The sequence below is a fragment of the Aggregatibacter actinomycetemcomitans genome, assembly GCF_003130205.1.
Classification (GTDB): Bacteria; Pseudomonadota; Gammaproteobacteria; order Enterobacterales; family Pasteurellaceae; genus Aggregatibacter; species Aggregatibacter actinomycetemcomitans_A.
On the sequence record NZ_NRDF01000008.1, the window covers coordinates 81,584 to 97,354 of the forward strand.

The window sequence follows — 15,771 nt, forward strand, 5'->3', positions numbered from 1 at the left end:
GCTTTGTCTTGGCGCATTCTTCGATTGTTTTCGCGGTAAAGTGCGGTCAAAAATCTTGGCGTTTATTTTTCTTTCAAATACCCCATCCATTCTTTCAGTAATTGCATATTTTTTGCTATGGCGCCGGCTTGTGGGATAAAGTGCATCATATTTAACGAATAAGCCTCAGGGGTAATGCCTTCACCGACACTTGCCGGCAACACTTGAAATCCCTGTCCTTCAAATAACAGTTTGGCGCGTTGCATATGCCATTCATTCGTCACTAAGATGATTTTATTGATGCCTTCTTTTTCCAGCAATTGACGGGTATATAACGCATTTTCTTTGGTGGTTAGGGATTTTTCTTCCAGCCACTTGGTCGGCACATGAAAGAAATCCAGCAGTTCCTGTGCGGATACCTTGGCTTCCGAAGCACCCGTCGGGCTGACACCGCTGATTAATAACGGTAACTGCGTTTCTTTTTGCAAATAAGCAGCGTAACGCAAACGTTCTAATTGCGTGGCGGAAGAGGCGAGAGGCGCATATAATTCTTTGCTGTCACGCACACCGCCGCCCAGTAACACAATAGCTTGCGCCTGCTTGTAATCCTCTAAGGTTAAATGATCTTCCGTCACCAAGCTGTCTTTAAGGATTTGCGCCGTGTAAGGAATGCTGACCACATAAAGAATCAAAATGCCAAGCAAAGCGCATAAACGCCCTACGGCTTTGCATCTGATTAATGAAAAAAATAAGGAAAGCAACCATAAAATCAATACATTAAATGGTGGCAACAGCATAGCGGTGATGAGTTTTTTGAGTTCGAACATATTAAACGTTTTTTAGTAGTGATAGCGGCATTGAATAATCGTTAAATGGCTATCCGATACTTGGTATACAAGACGATGCTCTTTATCTATTCTTCTAGACCAAAACCCGGATAACTGATGTTTTAAAGGTTCAGGATTGCCTAAGCCTTCGAAAGGTGATCTGGTAATATTTTGGATAAGTTTATTAATGCGCAACAACGTCTTTTTATCAACTTGCTGCCAATAAAGATAATCTTCCCAGGCGGTTTCCGTCCAAGCTAAAATCATTCCTGGAGTTCCCGTTCGATGATTTTACCTGAATTGAGCTGGTCAATAGAGGCTAATAAACGCTCTCTATTTTTGGGGCTGCGTAATAAATAAGCCGTTTCTTCGTAAGCTGCGAAATCTTCTAAACTCATTACAACAGTGTGTTTGCCATTTTGTCTGGTAATCATGACTGGGCTATGATCTGCTACCACCTGATCAAGTGTGGTTGCCAATTCTGCACGAAACGCAGAATAACTTATTACATTCATGTTATTCTCCTTAATAAAAACATTGTACAAATTATTGCACAATAAAAAGATGTGCTCAATAAAAAAGCACACATTTTATGATGTATGCTTTCTGAATATGATTTCTACTTATTTATAAAACGTCACAAAATCCAACCCTTTGGTCCATAAATTGGCGTAGCCCGTATTTTTGCCGTAGGTGTTATCGCAGACGACATTAGGGATTTCCAACAGGCTGGAGAATATATGTCCGTGCAGGCGGGTGGTGGTGATGTTGTCGTAGCCGAGAAAATCCTGCGCCACGCGTTTTACAATGCGCAGGGTGTAATTTTTCCAGACGAACTGGACGAGATCTTTTAACCAGCATAGTCGATATTTGTTGGCAAATTTGGCTAAACGCCAGCTTAGCGCGAGAACCAGGCTGTCGCGTTTGGATAAGATGTCATCCCAGTCTTTAATATGGCTACCGGCAGGTAATTGTGCGGTGATGTTTTTTTCAATGTCGCTGGCTTCAATGTCTTTGCGGAGAAAATACAGAGCTTTTCCGGTGTGTGTGTTTTTGGTAGGCAAGGTACCATACAGTTCGTGAGCCATGTCCGGCGATAAATACACATTTGGGGAAAACGCTTCAAAGTCTTTTGCCGTGCGTTCGTCCCGCGCCAACAAATGGCAATCGGGATGCTGGCGGAAAAGTGCGGTGGATTTTTCCAGTGTTTTTGGGTTTTTATAGAACAGGGTTTGTGGCAAAACAATGATGCGGTTGTTCGGGAATGTTTGCACAATGGCTTCGCGCAGATTTTGATGTTGCGGGTAAAGATCGCCGAAATTACCGCCGCCATGCAGTAAAATCGTGGTATTCGGTGTGATTTTTTGTTTGATTTCGTCAATATTCGTATCGTATTCGCTACGTTTTAACCTCACATGAATGTTGTGATCGGTAAAAAATTGTTCCGTTCCGTGATAAATCAATAAATCGCCCACATTTAAATGTAACGGATAATCCAGATAAAACACGTCATTTTTATCTTTGATTAAATCCGCAATGGGCGCCAGCTTATGTTTTAAATCAATAAGTTGTTGATTCATTTTCTCACTCTTTTCAGTAAATAGCTAAATAAGACGTTTTTTTCTGCTTTGTTTAATCCGATGAGCAGGATGAGTGCAAACAGAACGATTTCAATAAGGATGGCTTCGCCGATAAATTCCACGAGGGAATACGTGCGTTGCGTGTTCGATAAATAAATTAAACCCAATAAAAAGGCAAAAATAATGCCGATATTCAGTAAGTATGAGACAAATTCTTTTCGATTAAATTTAATTTTGTTGTTAATAAAATACAGACGGTAAATTTGCATGAGTGAGGCGGTGCAGAATTTGCCGATGAACGCAAACACCGGATTGTAGCCCAGTGTGAATAAATAATAGGCGAGCGGTACGGTGCACAGGTCAATGGTTGCCAAAACGATGTTGTATCGTTTGATGGTGTGCGAACCGATGGCAAGCGCCGTCATCCAGAAGGAACCCGCCATGGCGCTGATTAAGGAACAAACAATGGTGGCTTGCACCAGTTTATCGGAATATTGCGGCACATGATCGCCCAGCCAAAGGGTGAGCAATGTATGGCTGAAATACAACACCGGCGCCGATAAAATGGCGATTAAATAGAAGGAATATTTTGACGTGCCTAAAATTAACTTTTTGTTGCGATCGTAGTCTTTCGCGGCGTAAGACTGTACCAGTTGCGGATTGAACGCCACCTGGAAATTATTGACGAAACTGTACACCGCCGTATCGACTTGTGTGGCAATGCCCACGGCGGCATTGGCGGTGACGCCGAAGAAGAGATTGGTCACCATATTTAAGCCTTGGGTGGAACCCACATAAGCTACCTGCCCCACCAACATCCAGCCGGAAAAACGCATCATTTCTTTGATTTTGCCGAGATCTTTTTGAAACTGAAAGCGGGTTTCTGCGTGAAAGGCGTTGCGGGTGAAACGAAAATACAGGGTGAAAACCAATAAACTTACGCACAGCAGCAGTAAACTGTAAGAAATCAATTTATCGTGGTTTTCTATTTGCGTGAGAATAAAAATTGCGCCCAGTTTTAAGCCGGTTTCCGCCAACCCGAGCCAGGCATAAAAGGACATTCGCTCATGCGCCACGATCATAGCGTTAAAGGGTACTTTAATGATTTCCACCAACGCAATGAGCAATGCTACCTGGTACACAATGTTGGCGGCGTTCATACGCGGGGCGGGAATGTTCAATTTATGATTTAAAAACCATAATCCTGCCGTTTCCGCCAGAATCACCACGACCAGCATAATAAACAGGTGATTCAAGATGCTGATGTTAAAAACCTGATTTACTCTGCTTGAGTCGTTTGAGGCTTTTTCCACGTTAATAAAACGCTGGGTGGTTGCCGTCATAGTGCCGTTGAAAAACGAAAACAAAATCACCACGCCCATCACAATGGTGTAAATCCCGAAATCTTCTACGCCGAGCACCCGTAGCACCACGCGTGAAATATACAGCATGGCGCCCATATTGAAGAGCATTCGGATATAAAGAAACAGGGTGTTTTTTGCGATGGTTTTGTTGGACATGATGAGAATTAATCTTGACCTTTTTCCGTAAAATAGGTGGGGGATTATAGTTTTCTTTAGTATAATCAGCAATCTATTATGTAATTATTTAGACTTCGCATAATCAAATATACAACAGATTTTAATTGAGATGATTATGAATAAATATTTGGTTTCACTAGACAAAGACGTTCAGCGTCGTGAGCTGTTTTTTGCACAGCCCGGTACGGCGGAATTTTCGGTTTTCCCGGCAATAAATACCATGCAAAAGGATTGGGATGTGCTGTCGGCGGTGTTTAATCCGGTCAAATTTGAACAGCACTACGGGCGTAAAGTAACCAAAGGTGAAATCGGTTGTACTCTGAGTCATCTTGAGGTTTACCGCCAAATTGTCGCTGATGAAAAGGTGGCGGAAAAGGATTATGCCTTGGTGTGTGAAGACGATGCCCTGTTCAATAAAAATTTACCTGAAAATCTGACCGCACTTTTGGCGCAACATTGTACGGCGGACATCATCCTTATCGGGCAATCCAAAATTGCCGGATTTGATGACATGGAACTGGAAATCAATTATCCGACCACGTTTGCCTTTTTACGCGCCAATGTGGGTGCCGCCACTTATGCCTATCCGTATAAAAGCTATTTTGCCGGCACCGTGGCGTATTTAATCAAAAAATCCGCTGCACGGACGTTTCTTGCCATTTTGGAACAGGAAAAACCGTTTTGGCTCGCTGACGATTTTCTGTTATTTGAAACCCAATTTAAGCTGAACAATAACGTGGTGCGCCCGTTGATGGTAATTGAAAACCCACAACTGGTGAGTAATTTGGAAGCCGTGCGCGGGTCGAAGTCCAATAATTTAGCGAAAAAACTGCTGAAATACCCGTTGAAAAAACTGTTAGCCGTGAAGAAGAACTTAGGAAAATAACGAAAAAAATGACCGCACTTTTTAATCTGTTTTACCTTTATGATCCTTGGTTCTTCCATTTTTTGCGAATGTCGCTCATTGCCGGGCTGATTGCGCTGGCAGTGTTGGCGTATCGGTTAGTAAAAAAACGGCAAACCAACGGCATTATCGTGCCGTTAGACAGCCTTGCCGTATTATGCGGCTTGATTCTGTTCAGTGTGATCCCCTTGTTGGTTAACGGCACGCGGGATCTTTCCGTCATCATGATGTACGTGAAGGGCTTTGTGTTATTTGTTTTGGGCATCGGCATCTATAACGTTTTTTATGCAGATGCCCACGGTCAGCAAAGAATGGTGCGGGATCTGCAAATCGGCGTGGTGACGCAGTTCGTTCTGGGCTTATTGGCGCTTTTCGGCGTGTCTTTTATAATTGATTTCCTGCTTGCCACGAACGCGCTGCTGCCGGCGCGGTTTTATGGTTCCGAACAGGAATATCGCTTATATAACGTGACATCGGCGGCTTTTTTCCAGCTAAGTTTGTTCTATTTAATGCTGTTTCATTTTCTGCTTGCCTACAACGCGAAACATAACCGCATTCCAAGTTTGATTATCTTCTTTATGTTGTGCATCGGTTTGATTTCCGGCAGAACCTTTTTGCTGCTTTCGGCGGTGAGCATTTTGTTGTACTTCAAAGTGCGGTATATTCCGGTAGTGATTTCGTTTGCCGTTTTGCTGCTATTGTTGGCGTATTTCCTGCCGGGTAATAAATATGTGGCGCACGCCTTGGAGCCGGTGATTAATGTGTTACATGGTGCGGGCTTTGTCAGTTCTTCGACAGATACGTTAGTGGAAAAACATTTATTTATGCCGACATTAAAACAATTTATTTCCGGCGACGGGCTTTATATGACGGGGCAAACGGAAGTGGGACGTTATTACGGTCACACAGATTCCGGGTTCTTGCGTCAGATTTTGTACGGCGGCGTGACTTATGCGCTGGTGTGTTTTTTAGTGACTTTCTATTTTGTGCGTAAAGTGGCGATAAATTGGTTTGACGGCAGTTGGAAATTCATGCTTTCCGCCTTTGTGATTCTCGCCGCCTGCAACGTGAAAGCCGACACTTTCGCTTTCCCGGGCATTATGTTTGTAATGTTGATGTTCTTCTCTTTATTTGGTTCACATGGCAAACAACTTGTGTTATTTAAACAAAAGGAGGCGAAATAATGTTCAGTATCATCGTTCCTTCTTATAATCGCAAAGAGGAAATGCCCGCGCTGTTGGAAAGTTTAAGCCAACAAACTGCGCATGATTTTGAAGTGGTGGTTGTGGACGATTGCTCGAAAGAACCTGTTACAGTGGTGCAAAATTATCCTTTCCCCGTGCGGGTGATTCGCAACGAAATCAATCAGGGCGCGGCGGAAAGTCGCAATATCGGTGCGCGCCATGCACAACATGACTGGTTATTGTTTTTAGACGATGACGATCGTTTCGCTAATGATAAATGTGAAAAATTGGCAGCGATGATTGCCGATCATGCCGACATTAACTTTATCTATCACCCGGCGAAATGCGAAATGGTGAATGAAGGCTTTACTTATGTCACGCATCCCATTGATCCGCAACATATCAGCATTGAAAGCATTTTGTTGGCGAATAAAATCGGCGGTATGCCGATGATCGGCGTGAAGAAAGATTTGTTCTTAAAAATAGGCGGATTATCCACCGCACTTCGTTCTTTGGAAGATTATGATTTTCTGTTGAAATTGTTGCAGGAGCCCGAATTCACGCCTTGCAAGGTAAATGAACCGCTGACCTATTGCACCTTCCACACCAAACGGGCAAGCGTTTCCACAGATACCACCAATACGCAAAAAGCCATTGATTATATTCGTGAGCATTATGTAAAAACGCCGGAACAGGCGCGCAATTTCAAGATTAACGCCAGTTATATTCTGGCTTATCCGCATATCATGAATTTATCCCGCAAAGCGGCGAAATATTATTTTGATATTTTTAAACAGACCAGAAGTCTGAAACAATTAATTATTGCCTTGGTAGTGCTGATTTCGCCTAAATTGGCGATTAATTTGAAGCGGTTTATGTAAATAGCGCATTGATTGTATGCGTCTCCGGATGTGTACCATTGAAATTGAAGAAGAAAAGAGTAGAGTAGTTGGTAGTGAAATTTTCAGTGTTAATGTCCTTATATATTAAGGAAAATCCACAATATTTAAGAGAATGTTTGGAAAGTTTGGTGGCACAAACCTGCCCTGCCGATGAAGTCGTACTGGTGTTTGATGGCGCGGTGACGCCTGAATTGGAAGCGGTGGTTGCCGAGTTTGAATCGAAGCTGCCGTTTAATTTGGTGAAATTACCGAACAATTTAGGTTTAGGCAAAGCTCTCAACGAAGGTTTAAAATATTGCTCGCGCGACTGGGTTCTGCGCATGGATACCGATGATATTTGCGTGCCGGAACGTTTTGCCAAACAGGTGGCGTTTATTGAACAACATCCTGATACTATAGTGTTCGGTGGGCAAATTGCCGAATTCGGTGAAAATATCCATGACATAGTGGCATATCGAAATGTGCCGACTTCTGCGCAAGACATCGTTACATTTACCCAAAAACGCTGCCCGTTTAATCACATGACGGTGGCGTATCAAAAAAGTGCGGTCATAAATTGCGGCGGATATGAGGATTTACAGGAAGATTATTATTTGTGGATCAAACTGGTGGCGCAAGGGCAGCGCGTAGCAAATTTACCCGATATTTTGGTCTATGCGCGCGTCGGCAACGGCATGGTAGGGCGACGCCGTGGTTTAAACCAAGCCAAAGCGGAATGGCGCTTATTTAAGCTAAAACACCATCTTGGCATTCAGGGATTTTTATCCGGGCTATTCACTTTTGTCCTGCGTTCCGGTGCCAGATTATTGCCGACATCATTACTGAAAAACATCTATCAAACCTTTTTAAGAAAATAACATGATGAAATTAAACTGTATTTTAAAAATATCCGGAATTTCCACCGCACTTTTTCTAGCGGGTTGTTCCTCAAATTCAAGTGCGCCGACGCAATCCTCCGAACCAACGAATTCTGTCATGGCAGTGAATCCAACAGCGGTGTATAGCAAGCCCCGCACCTTAGATAACTTCAACGATTATGTGAATTTCTTGAAAGCCAAAGCGGCGGCAGAAGGCGTTTCTGCCGACGTATTGAATGCACAAAATAATATTAATTACATTCAAAAATCCGCGGATTTGGACGACCGGCAAGCGGGCAGAATTCGCAAGCGCGATCCGAATGTCCCACCGATTATCAACCCGAACGGCATGACCAATTACTTAAATCGCGTATTAACCAAGAATAAAGTAGACACAGCGGAAGCACGTTATTGGGAGCAATTGCCGCAGCTTGAAAACGCCTCAAAGAAATTCGGCGTACCGAAAAATTATCTGTTAGCCTTGTGGGGCATGGAAAGTAGCTTCGGCTATTATCAGGGCAATTACGATGTGTTATCCACCTTAGCTACCCTTGCTTTTGACGGACGTCGCGAAGCCTTATTCAGCAAAGAATTCATCGCCGCCATGAAAATGTTACAGCGCGATCATATTCAACGTCATAAAATGCTGGGCTCATGGGCGGGCGCCATGGGGCAAACCCAATTCATGCCAAGCTCTTACCTCAGCTATGCTGCAGATGGCAACAATGACGGCGAGAAAAATATCTGGACCAATCATTATGATGTTTTCGCCTCCATCGCCAATTATTTACACACCGTCGGCTGGAACGAAAACCTGCCATGGGGCGTAGAAGTTGCGTTAACCCAACCGTTAGACATGGCGCTTGCCGGCACGGAAGACAATAAAAAACGCACTTTACGCGACTGGCAAAATATGGGCGTCACCCTAAAATACCAAACTCCACAAACGCAACAAAAACTGACCGCACTTTCCGGCACGCAAGATTTATGGCTGGTAAGACCGGATCGTGAATTAGGGCGTGCATTTTTGGTCTCTAATAATTACAGAACCTTGCTACATTGGAATAAATCCAACTATTTTGCCGTGAGTATTGGAATGTTTGCTGATAGGATTGAACAAAGAGTCAGATAGGCTTAGGCATTTAGAATTAGGTCATTTTATAAAGTTGTGAGATAATTTTTTAAACCTAGAGGGATAATTATGTTGAAAACTATTTTAGTTACAGGCGGTGCAGGTTTTATAGGTTCTGCAGTAGTTCGCTATATTATTGAAAATACACAAGACAGCGTAGTTAACGTTGATAAATTGACCTATGCAGGAAATTTAGAATCTCTTGAAGCAGTGAAAAATAATCCACGCTATACATTTGAGCAAGTGGATATTTGCGATGCAAAAGCACTTGCTCGCATATTTCAGCAGCACCGGCCTGATGCAGTAATGCACTTAGCCGCAGAAAGCCATGTTGACCGTTCTATTGATGGGCCTGCTGCTTTTATTGAAACCAATATCGTGGGTACTTATATTTTATTAGAAGCCGCTCGTGCTTATTGGAATAGTTTAAACGATGAGAAAAAAGCAGTATTCCGTTTCCATCATATTTCGACCGATGAAGTTTATGGCGATTTAGATGGGACGAACAATCTATTTATTGAAACCACGCCTTATTCCCCAAGTAGTCCTTATTCTGCATCAAAAGCCTCTAGCGATCATCTTGTTCGTGTGTGGTTACGTACGTACAGCTTGCCAACGATTGTGACTAATTGTTCAAATAACTATGGTCCTTTTCATTTTCCTGAAAAATTGATTCCATTGATAATTTTAAACGCCTTAGATGGCAAACCGCTCCCTGTGTATGGTAACGGTCAGCAAATTCGTGACTGGCTATTTGTAGAAGATCATGCTCGTGCTTTATATAAAGTTGTGGCAGAAGGCAAAATTGGCGAAACCTACAACATAGGTGGACATAATGAAAAAGCGAATATTGATGTGGTTCGTACTATCTGTGCTTTATTAGAAGAACTCGTTCCAAATAAACCTGCTGGCGTCACAAAATACGAAGATTTAATCACTTACGTTAAAGATCGCCCTGGCCATGATGTGCGTTATGCCATTGATGCAACTAAAATCAGTCGTGAATTAGGCTGGAAACCACAAGAAACCTTTGAATCAGGCATTCGTAAAACGGTGGAGTGGTATCTAAATAACCGAAAATGGTGGAGTCGCGTGTTAGATGGTTCTTACAATCGTGAGCGTTTAGGTAGTCAATAATTTTACAAGCGGTTAGATTCTAGCTCTTTTTCACAAAAACAACACTAAATATGACTGTACTTTTTGAAGGTCTTTTTATGAAGGGTATTATTCTTGCGGGTGGTTCTGGAACTCGCCTTTATCCTATTACTCGTGGTGTATCAAAGCAGCTTTTACCAGTGTATGACAAGCCAATGATTTATTATCCGCTTTCTGTGCTGATGTTAGCGGGGATTCGTGACATTCTCATTATTACTACGCCGGAAGATAACGAAAGTTTCAAACGTTTGTTAGGTGATGGTTCTAATTTTGGAGTGAATTTGCAATATGCTATTCAACCTAGCCCGGATGGCTTAGCACAAGCATTTCTCATTGGGGAAGCGTTTATCAATGGCGATAGCTGTTGTTTAGTATTAGGAGATAACATTTTCTATGGTCAGCATTTTACCCAAATGCTGCAGCGAGCTGTTGCTCGGCCTTACGGTGCGACAGTGTTTGGATATTTAGTAAAAGATCCTGGGCGTTTCGGTGTGGTGGAATTTGACGAAAATTTCAAAGCTGTTTCTATTGAAGAAAAACCTGCTCAACCTAAATCTAACTATGCCGTAACAGGTTTATATTTCTACGATAATCGCGTGGTCGATTTCGCGAAACAGGTGAAACCATCTGCGCGCGGTGAGCTTGAAATCACCACATTAAATGAAATGTATCTAAAAGATGGTTCATTAAATGTGCAATTACTCGGTCGTGGTTTTGCGTGGTTAGACACAGGTACGCACGAAAGCTTACACGAAGCGGTATCTTTCGTTCGCACTATTGAAAGAGTACAAGGTTTGCAAGTTGCTTGCTTAGAAGAAATCGCGTGGCGTAATGGCTGGTTAACCTCTGAACAAGTAGAAATATTAGCGAGACCAATGGTAAAAAATGAGTACGGTCAATACTTGCTACGTTTAATCAACGAGGAGAAATAAATGGCAAAATTTTTGATTACGGGTGCAAACGGGCAAGTTGGCCACTGTTTAACTCAACAATTACAAGGCAAGCACGAAATTTTAGCCGTTGATCATGATGAGCTTGATATTACCAACCAAAGTGCGGTGAAAAAAACGGTCAAAAATTTTCGTCCTGATGTAGTTATTAACGCCGCAGCACACACTGCGGTAGATCGTGCAGAAACTGAAATTGAGCTTTCCGAAGCCATTAATGTAAAAGGTCCTCAATACTTGGCAGAAGCCGCGAAAAGTGTTGGTGCTGCAATTTTACATATTTCAACAGACTATGTTTTTGACGGCCGGCGTGCAGGTAAATACAAAGAAACTGATGCAACCGATCCGCAAAGTATTTACGGCAAAACCAAACTAGCGGGCGAACAAGCCGTTGTAGAAGCAAACGATAAATTTATCGTATTGCGTACCGCTTGGGTATTCTGCGAGCACGGCAGCAATTTTGTTAAAACAATGCTGCGATTAGCCAAAACTCGTGACACTTTAGGTGTAGTTGCCGATCAGATCGGCGGACCTACCTATGCAGGAGATATTGCCGCTGCGTTAATTCAAATCGCAGAAAAAATTATTGCAGGCAAATCTGTTGAATATGGTATTTATCACTTTACGGGAGAGCCTTATGTCAGCTGGTGTGATTTTGCCAGAGCAATTTTTGATGAAGCCGTTTCGCAAAATATGTTAGAAAAAGTACCGCTTGTCAATGCAATCACCACGGCAGATTACCCAACACCAGCCAAACGCCCTGCGAATTCTTGTTTAGATTTAACCAAAATTCAACAAGTATTCGGTATCCAACCAAGTGATTGGCAAAGAGCTTTGAAAAATATTAAAGCGTATGCGGAGTAAAGATGAAAGTTATTGATACTAAAATTCCCGATGTAAAACTATTAGAACCACAAGTGTTCGGTGATGAACGCGGTTTCTTTATGGAAACTTTCCGTGATGAATGGTTTAGAGAAAATGTAGCAGATCGCACATTTGTACAAGAAAATCATTCAAAATCCATCAAAGGCGTGTTACGTGGTTTACATTATCAAACAGAAAATACACAAGGCAAATTAGTTCGTGTTATTTCTGGTGCGGTATTTGATGTGGCTGTGGATATGCGTGAAAACTCGTTAACTTTTGGGCAATGGGTAGGCGAAGTTTTATCTGCTGAAAACAAACATCAATTATGGGTGCCGGAAGGATTTGCGCATGGTTTTTATGTGTTGACAGATGAAGCTGAATTTACCTATAAATGTACAGATTACTATAATCCAAGAGCCGAACATTCACTGATTTGGAATGATCAGACTGTAGGGGTTGAATGGCCAATTTATAGTGAACCGAATTTATCGGCTAAAGATTTAGGGGGTAAAATGTTGGCGGAAGCGGTGAAGTTTTAATTTTTAGGTTAATTATATGGTATTCAGTTTTTTATCTGGTTTATTTAGAAATAAAAGCCTATTGCTAAAACTAGCCAGAAACGATTTTCAAGCTAGATATAATGGGAACTTATTAGGTATTTTATGGGCATTTATTCAGCCAGTCATAACAATACTTATTTTTTGGTTTGTTTTCCAAGTTGGATTTAAAAGCCAACCAGTAGATAATTTCCCTTTTATTTTATGGTTGATTGCAGGAATGGTTCCTTGGTTTTTTATAGCTGAAACTATTTCTTCTGCAACACACTCTATATTAGCTAATAATTTTTTGGTTAAGAAGATAGTTTTCCAAGTATCGCTTCTTCCTATAGTCCAAATTATATCAGCACTTATTTTACATTTATTTTTTATATTTTTCCTTTTTGGAATGTTTCTATATTATGGATATACCCCTAATATTTATTGGTCACAAGTTTTTTACTATACTTTTTCTATAACAATTTTCTTATTAGGTCTAAGTTGGTTAACAAGCTCTTTAATTGTGTTTTTTAAAGATGTCGGGCAAATTATTGCTATGGTAATTCAATTTAGTTTCTGGATTACTCCTATTTTTTGGTCAATAAAGATATTGCCAGAAGAATTTAAATTTTTAATAGAACTAAATCCATTCTATTATATTGTAGAAGGATATAGAGATAGTCTAATATATCATGTTTTTTTTTGGGAAAGAACTGAATTATCAATTCAGTTCTGGAGCATTACTCTAGTTACTCTAGGGGTTGGTGCATATGTTTTTAAGAAATTAAGACCTCATTTTGCGGATGTTATTTAATATGAATAGTATTTCTATTTCAATAAAAAATTTAGGTAAATCATATAAGTTATATAAAGAACCACAGGATAGATTAAAAGAAGCTTTAAATCCTTTTAGAAAAACTTATCATACTATTTTTAATGCTTTAAATAATATTAATATCGAAATTTTTAAAGGCGAGGTCGTTGGTATTATAGGAAGAAATGGAGCTGGTAAATCAACATTATTAAAAATAATTACTGGTGTGCTAACTCCTTCTGAAGGAGATATTAAGATTGAAGGTAAAATATCTTCCTTATTAGAACTTGGTGCAGGATTTAATCCTGATTATTCTGGATTGGAAAATATCTATTTACAAGGTACTCTAATGGGGTTATCAAAACAGGATGTTGATAACAGATTAGAAGATATTCTAGAATTTGCGGATATTGGAGAATTCATTTATCAACCAGTAAAAACTTATAGTAGTGGCATGTTTGCTCGTTTAGCATTTTCTACGGCAATAAATGTTGATCCCGACATATTAATTGTTGATGAGGCGTTAAGTGTTGGTGATATGGCGTTCCAAGAAAAGTGTATTACTAAAATGAAGTCTATGTTGAATGATCAAAGAACTATTTTATTTGTTAGCCATTCAATGCCAAGCATTAGGAATTTTTGTACTAAGGTAATATGGTTAAAAGATGGGAAAGTACATACTTCTGGAGAAGCTCATATAGTATGTGAGCAGTATACTGAGTACATGAAAGCTTCATTAGAAGAAAAGAAAATTACTGCAAATTTACTAAATATAGAAAAGAATGTTTTAAGTAAGAGTATTTATATTGAAAGCATTAAATTAGATTCAAATTCTTATAAAACAGGGGATGAAATTAATTTAGAGATTAAAATAAGATTTAACAAAAATATAATTGATTATGCTGTTGGTGTATTGGTCTATGATGAGTTCGGTAAATTAATGACTTTAGTTAATACTATTCGTGATGATTTGACTTTTGACAAACAATATGATCGATTTATACTCAATATCCCTGATAATGATTTTTTATCAGGAAGATACTTTATAAGTGTTTCTATTTCTGACAGAAATGTTATGTTTGCTTATGATAGAGATGATTATATTGTAGAATTTTCAATAGAAAGTAAGTTATCTTCCAAAAATATCCCTATATCTGAAGGTGAATTTAGATTAAAACATAATTGGATTGTTCAGTGAAAAAAATATTGATTCTTAATTCCTTTATAAAAAAATATACTGGCTCTGAAATTATGACTTTAGAGCTTGCAAAGACTTTTAAAGAATTAGATTTCACTGTATATGTTTCAGCATTTGAAGTTGGACAACCACTTATTGATGAGTTTAGTAAATCTTCTATTAATATTGTGAACATATATAATCTTCCTGATAATGAAGATTATGATATTATTTGGGCCCATCATTTTATTACATTAGAATATTGTTTACTAGATAAGAGAATTAAGTCTAATAAAATTATTTTTTCTTCTCTTTCACCATATACACCACTAGAATGCCCACCTTTTGTTTTAGATAAAATATCTCTTTTTCTAGCTAATTCTTTAGAGACTAAAGACAAATTGGTTTCTATGGGGATAAAAGCAGATATAATCAGTATTTTCCCTAATCCAGTACCTTCTTATTTTTTTAATTTTAATAAGAATTTTAACTCTATTCAAAGAATAAAAAAAATAGCTATTATTTCTAATCACCTTCCGCAAGAATTGCTGATCTTTTCTCAAGAGGCTAATAAATACCAGTTAAGTGTTGATATTATTGGCTTTGGGTTTAAAGAAATACTTGTAACACCTAAAGTTCTAATTGAATATGATGCTGTTATTACAATAGGTAAAACAGCTCAATACTGCCTATCATTGGGTATACCTGTATATTGCTATGATATTTTTGGAGGAAGTGGTTGGATAAATCTTGATAATATAAAGAAACTTTCAGAATATAATTTCTCTGGCAGAGATTCAAATAAAAAGAAAGATTATATTGAAATAACTAATGATATTTTAAACTATAAAGTCAATTTTACAGAATTAAGTAATATGGTTGAATATTCTAATATAAATTATAATATGTATAATTTAGTTAAGTATATTATTGAGAATAAGTTTATAAATAGGAATGAAATTAATAAAAATACACTGTTAAATATAATTACTCGTCAAAGAAATTTTTATATAGATAAAATTTTTGGAGATGGATTTTGTCAACTATTCTTAAATAAAGAAAATCATTTTTCTGAAGAAAATTCTTTTAAAAAGAAAATAATTAATAACTCTATAGTTGATGCTTTTTTCAATATAAATAGTAATGAAGTTTCTGAATTTAGATTTGATCCGTCTAATAATCCTGCTTTATTTTCAGGATTAGAGATAATAATTCACTATAAAGATAATTCTAGGGAAAATATTTATAATTGTAGCTATGAAAATTTGATCAAACTTGATAATGGTAATTTTTTTTCATTATCTAGTGATCCTAGATTATTTTTCAAAAGTAAAAAAAATAAATTTATAACTTTAATAAATGTTAGATA

The 15,771-nt window shown here is 39.0% G+C and carries 18 protein-coding genes; 12 read left to right on the plus strand and 6 right to left on the minus strand.

The features are described from left to right. Positions 1-62: 62 nt before the first annotated feature. The 5 genes from DK423_RS07355 to DK423_RS07375 all read right to left on the minus strand — a co-directional run bounded on the left by DK423_RS07355 (position 63) and on the right by DK423_RS07375 (position 3,906). A complete protein-coding gene (locus DK423_RS07355; RefSeq protein WP_005542222.1) occupies positions 63-806 on the minus strand; it encodes a YdcF family protein in 744 nt (247 codons plus the stop codon). A 12-nt stretch (positions 807-818) separates the two neighbouring features. Then, positions 819-1,073, minus strand: a complete 255-nt coding sequence (locus tag DK423_RS07360) for a Txe/YoeB family addiction module toxin (protein ID WP_005556313.1) — start codon at positions 1,071-1,073, stop codon at positions 819-821. After that, a complete protein-coding gene (locus tag DK423_RS07365; RefSeq protein ID WP_005556315.1) occupies positions 1,070-1,321 on the minus strand; it encodes a type II toxin-antitoxin system Phd/YefM family antitoxin in 252 nt (83 codons plus the stop codon). The genes DK423_RS07360 and DK423_RS07365 overlap by 4 nt, the downstream gene beginning before the upstream one ends. A gap of 108 nt (positions 1,322-1,429) precedes the next feature. Further along, positions 1,430-2,386 carry a polysaccharide pyruvyl transferase family protein gene (locus DK423_RS07370; RefSeq protein ID WP_061886799.1) on the minus strand — a complete coding sequence of 319 codons (957 nt, stop codon included), beginning with the start codon at positions 2,384-2,386 and terminating at the stop codon, positions 1,430-1,432. Further along, complete coding sequence (locus DK423_RS07375; protein ID WP_005556322.1) at positions 2,383-3,906, minus strand: MATE family efflux transporter; 1,524 nt, start codon at positions 3,904-3,906, stop codon at positions 2,383-2,385. Before DK423_RS07375 ends, DK423_RS07370 begins: the two co-directional genes overlap by 4 nt. Before the next feature lie 130 nt (positions 3,907-4,036). Here DK423_RS07375 and DK423_RS07380 point away from each other — a divergent pair, with 130 nt between their 5' ends. The 4 genes from DK423_RS07380 (at position 4,037) to DK423_RS07395 (ending at position 7,774) form a co-directional block, all read left to right on the plus strand. After that, positions 4,037-4,813: a glycosyltransferase family 25 protein gene (locus tag DK423_RS07380; protein WP_005556324.1), complete on the plus strand. Its 777-nt coding sequence runs from the start codon at positions 4,037-4,039 to the stop codon at positions 4,811-4,813. An 8-nt stretch (positions 4,814-4,821) separates the two neighbouring features. Then, positions 4,822-6,015: a hypothetical protein gene (locus DK423_RS07385; RefSeq protein WP_005556328.1), complete on the plus strand. Its 1,194-nt coding sequence runs from the start codon at positions 4,822-4,824 to the stop codon at positions 6,013-6,015. Next, positions 6,015-6,896, plus strand: coding sequence for a glycosyltransferase family 2 protein (locus tag DK423_RS07390; RefSeq protein ID WP_005556330.1), 882 nt, complete (start codon positions 6,015-6,017; stop codon positions 6,894-6,896). Before DK423_RS07385 ends, DK423_RS07390 begins: the two co-directional genes overlap by 1 nt. Positions 6,897-6,970: 74 nt before the next feature. Further along, positions 6,971-7,774 (plus strand): glycosyltransferase family 2 protein, encoded by an 804-nt coding sequence (locus DK423_RS07395; protein ID WP_005589401.1) that lies wholly within the window; start codon positions 6,971-6,973, stop codon positions 7,772-7,774. On the opposite strand, the gene DK423_RS11515 is transcribed toward DK423_RS07395, so the two are convergent. After that, positions 7,763-7,894, minus strand: coding sequence for a hypothetical protein (locus tag DK423_RS11515; protein WP_005556334.1), 132 nt, complete (start codon positions 7,892-7,894; stop codon positions 7,763-7,765). The two genes, DK423_RS07395 and DK423_RS11515, sit on opposite strands and share 12 nt — an antisense overlap. Between DK423_RS11515 and DK423_RS07400 the strand changes: the two genes are divergently transcribed. From DK423_RS07400 to DK423_RS07435, 8 genes are all read left to right on the plus strand, one after another. Next, positions 7,893-8,906, plus strand: a complete 1,014-nt coding sequence (locus DK423_RS07400; protein ID WP_005556337.1) for a lytic murein transglycosylase — start codon at positions 7,893-7,895, stop codon at positions 8,904-8,906. The two genes, DK423_RS11515 and DK423_RS07400, sit on opposite strands and share 2 nt — an antisense overlap. A 69-nt stretch (positions 8,907-8,975) precedes the next feature. Continuing rightward, entirely contained in the window at positions 8,976-10,043 is a 1,068-nt protein-coding gene (gene rfbB / locus DK423_RS07405; RefSeq protein ID WP_061886798.1) for a dTDP-glucose 4,6-dehydratase, read from the plus strand. A 77-nt stretch (positions 10,044-10,120) separates the two neighbouring features. Next, entirely contained in the window at positions 10,121-10,993 is an 873-nt protein-coding gene (gene rfbA / locus DK423_RS07410) for a glucose-1-phosphate thymidylyltransferase RfbA (protein WP_109043935.1), read from the plus strand. Then, positions 10,994-11,872, plus strand: a complete 879-nt coding sequence (gene rfbD, locus DK423_RS07415; protein ID WP_005556343.1) for a dTDP-4-dehydrorhamnose reductase — start codon at positions 10,994-10,996, stop codon at positions 11,870-11,872. It begins immediately after the preceding gene. Between the two features lie 2 nt (positions 11,873-11,874). Beyond that, on the plus strand, positions 11,875-12,414 hold the full coding sequence (gene rfbC, locus DK423_RS07420; RefSeq protein ID WP_005556345.1) for a dTDP-4-dehydrorhamnose 3,5-epimerase: 540 nt from the start codon (positions 11,875-11,877) through the stop codon (positions 12,412-12,414). Between the two features lie 16 nt (positions 12,415-12,430). Beyond that, entirely contained in the window at positions 12,431-13,225 is a 795-nt protein-coding gene (locus tag DK423_RS07425) for an ABC transporter permease (RefSeq protein ID WP_005556347.1), read from the plus strand. A 1-nt stretch (position 13,226) separates the two neighbouring features. Next, positions 13,227-14,423 (plus strand): ABC transporter ATP-binding protein, encoded by a 1,197-nt coding sequence (locus DK423_RS11035; protein WP_005556350.1) that lies wholly within the window; start codon positions 13,227-13,229, stop codon positions 14,421-14,423. Next, positions 14,420-15,771, plus strand: a 1,352-nt coding sequence (locus DK423_RS07435) for a glycosyltransferase family 4 protein (RefSeq protein WP_162541092.1), incomplete at its 3' end; no start/stop codon positions are given. The genes DK423_RS11035 and DK423_RS07435, both read left to right, overlap by 4 nt.

Excerpts from the sequence above, each read along its gene's own strand:
- DK423_RS07365 (WP_005556315.1), bottom strand. The coding sequence starts at position 1,321 with ATGAATGTAATAAGTTATTCTGCGTTTCGTGCAGAATTGGCAACCACA.
- DK423_RS07375 (WP_005556322.1), bottom strand. The coding sequence starts at position 3,906 with ATGTCCAACAAAACCATCGCAAAAAACACCCTGTTTCTTTATATCCGA.
- DK423_RS07370 (WP_061886799.1), bottom strand. The coding sequence starts at position 2,386 with ATGAATCAACAACTTATTGATTTAAAACATAAGCTGGCGCCCATTGCG.
- DK423_RS07380 (WP_005556324.1), top strand. The coding sequence starts at position 4,037 with ATGATTATGAATAAATATTTGGTTTCACTAGACAAAGACGTTCAGCGT.
- DK423_RS11515 (WP_005556334.1), bottom strand. The coding sequence starts at position 7,894 with ATGACAGAATTCGTTGGTTCGGAGGATTGCGTCGGCGCACTTGAATTT.
- DK423_RS07400 (WP_005556337.1), top strand. The coding sequence starts at position 7,893 with ATGGCAGTGAATCCAACAGCGGTGTATAGCAAGCCCCGCACCTTAGAT.
- DK423_RS11035 (WP_005556350.1), top strand. The coding sequence starts at position 13,227 with ATGAATAGTATTTCTATTTCAATAAAAAATTTAGGTAAATCATATAAG.
- rfbB (WP_061886798.1), top strand. The coding sequence starts at position 8,976 with ATGTTGAAAACTATTTTAGTTACAGGCGGTGCAGGTTTTATAGGTTCT.
- rfbA (WP_109043935.1), top strand. The coding sequence starts at position 10,121 with ATGAAGGGTATTATTCTTGCGGGTGGTTCTGGAACTCGCCTTTATCCT.
- DK423_RS07355 (WP_005542222.1), bottom strand. The coding sequence starts at position 806 with ATGTTCGAACTCAAAAAACTCATCACCGCTATGCTGTTGCCACCATTT.
- rfbD (WP_005556343.1), top strand. The coding sequence starts at position 10,994 with ATGGCAAAATTTTTGATTACGGGTGCAAACGGGCAAGTTGGCCACTGT.
- DK423_RS07385 (WP_005556328.1), top strand. The coding sequence starts at position 4,822 with ATGACCGCACTTTTTAATCTGTTTTACCTTTATGATCCTTGGTTCTTC.
- DK423_RS07360 (WP_005556313.1), bottom strand. The coding sequence starts at position 1,073 with ATGATTTTAGCTTGGACGGAAACCGCCTGGGAAGATTATCTTTATTGG.
- DK423_RS07425 (WP_005556347.1), top strand. The coding sequence starts at position 12,431 with ATGGTATTCAGTTTTTTATCTGGTTTATTTAGAAATAAAAGCCTATTG.
- rfbC (WP_005556345.1), top strand. The coding sequence starts at position 11,875 with ATGAAAGTTATTGATACTAAAATTCCCGATGTAAAACTATTAGAACCA.
- DK423_RS07390 (WP_005556330.1), top strand. The coding sequence starts at position 6,015 with ATGTTCAGTATCATCGTTCCTTCTTATAATCGCAAAGAGGAAATGCCC.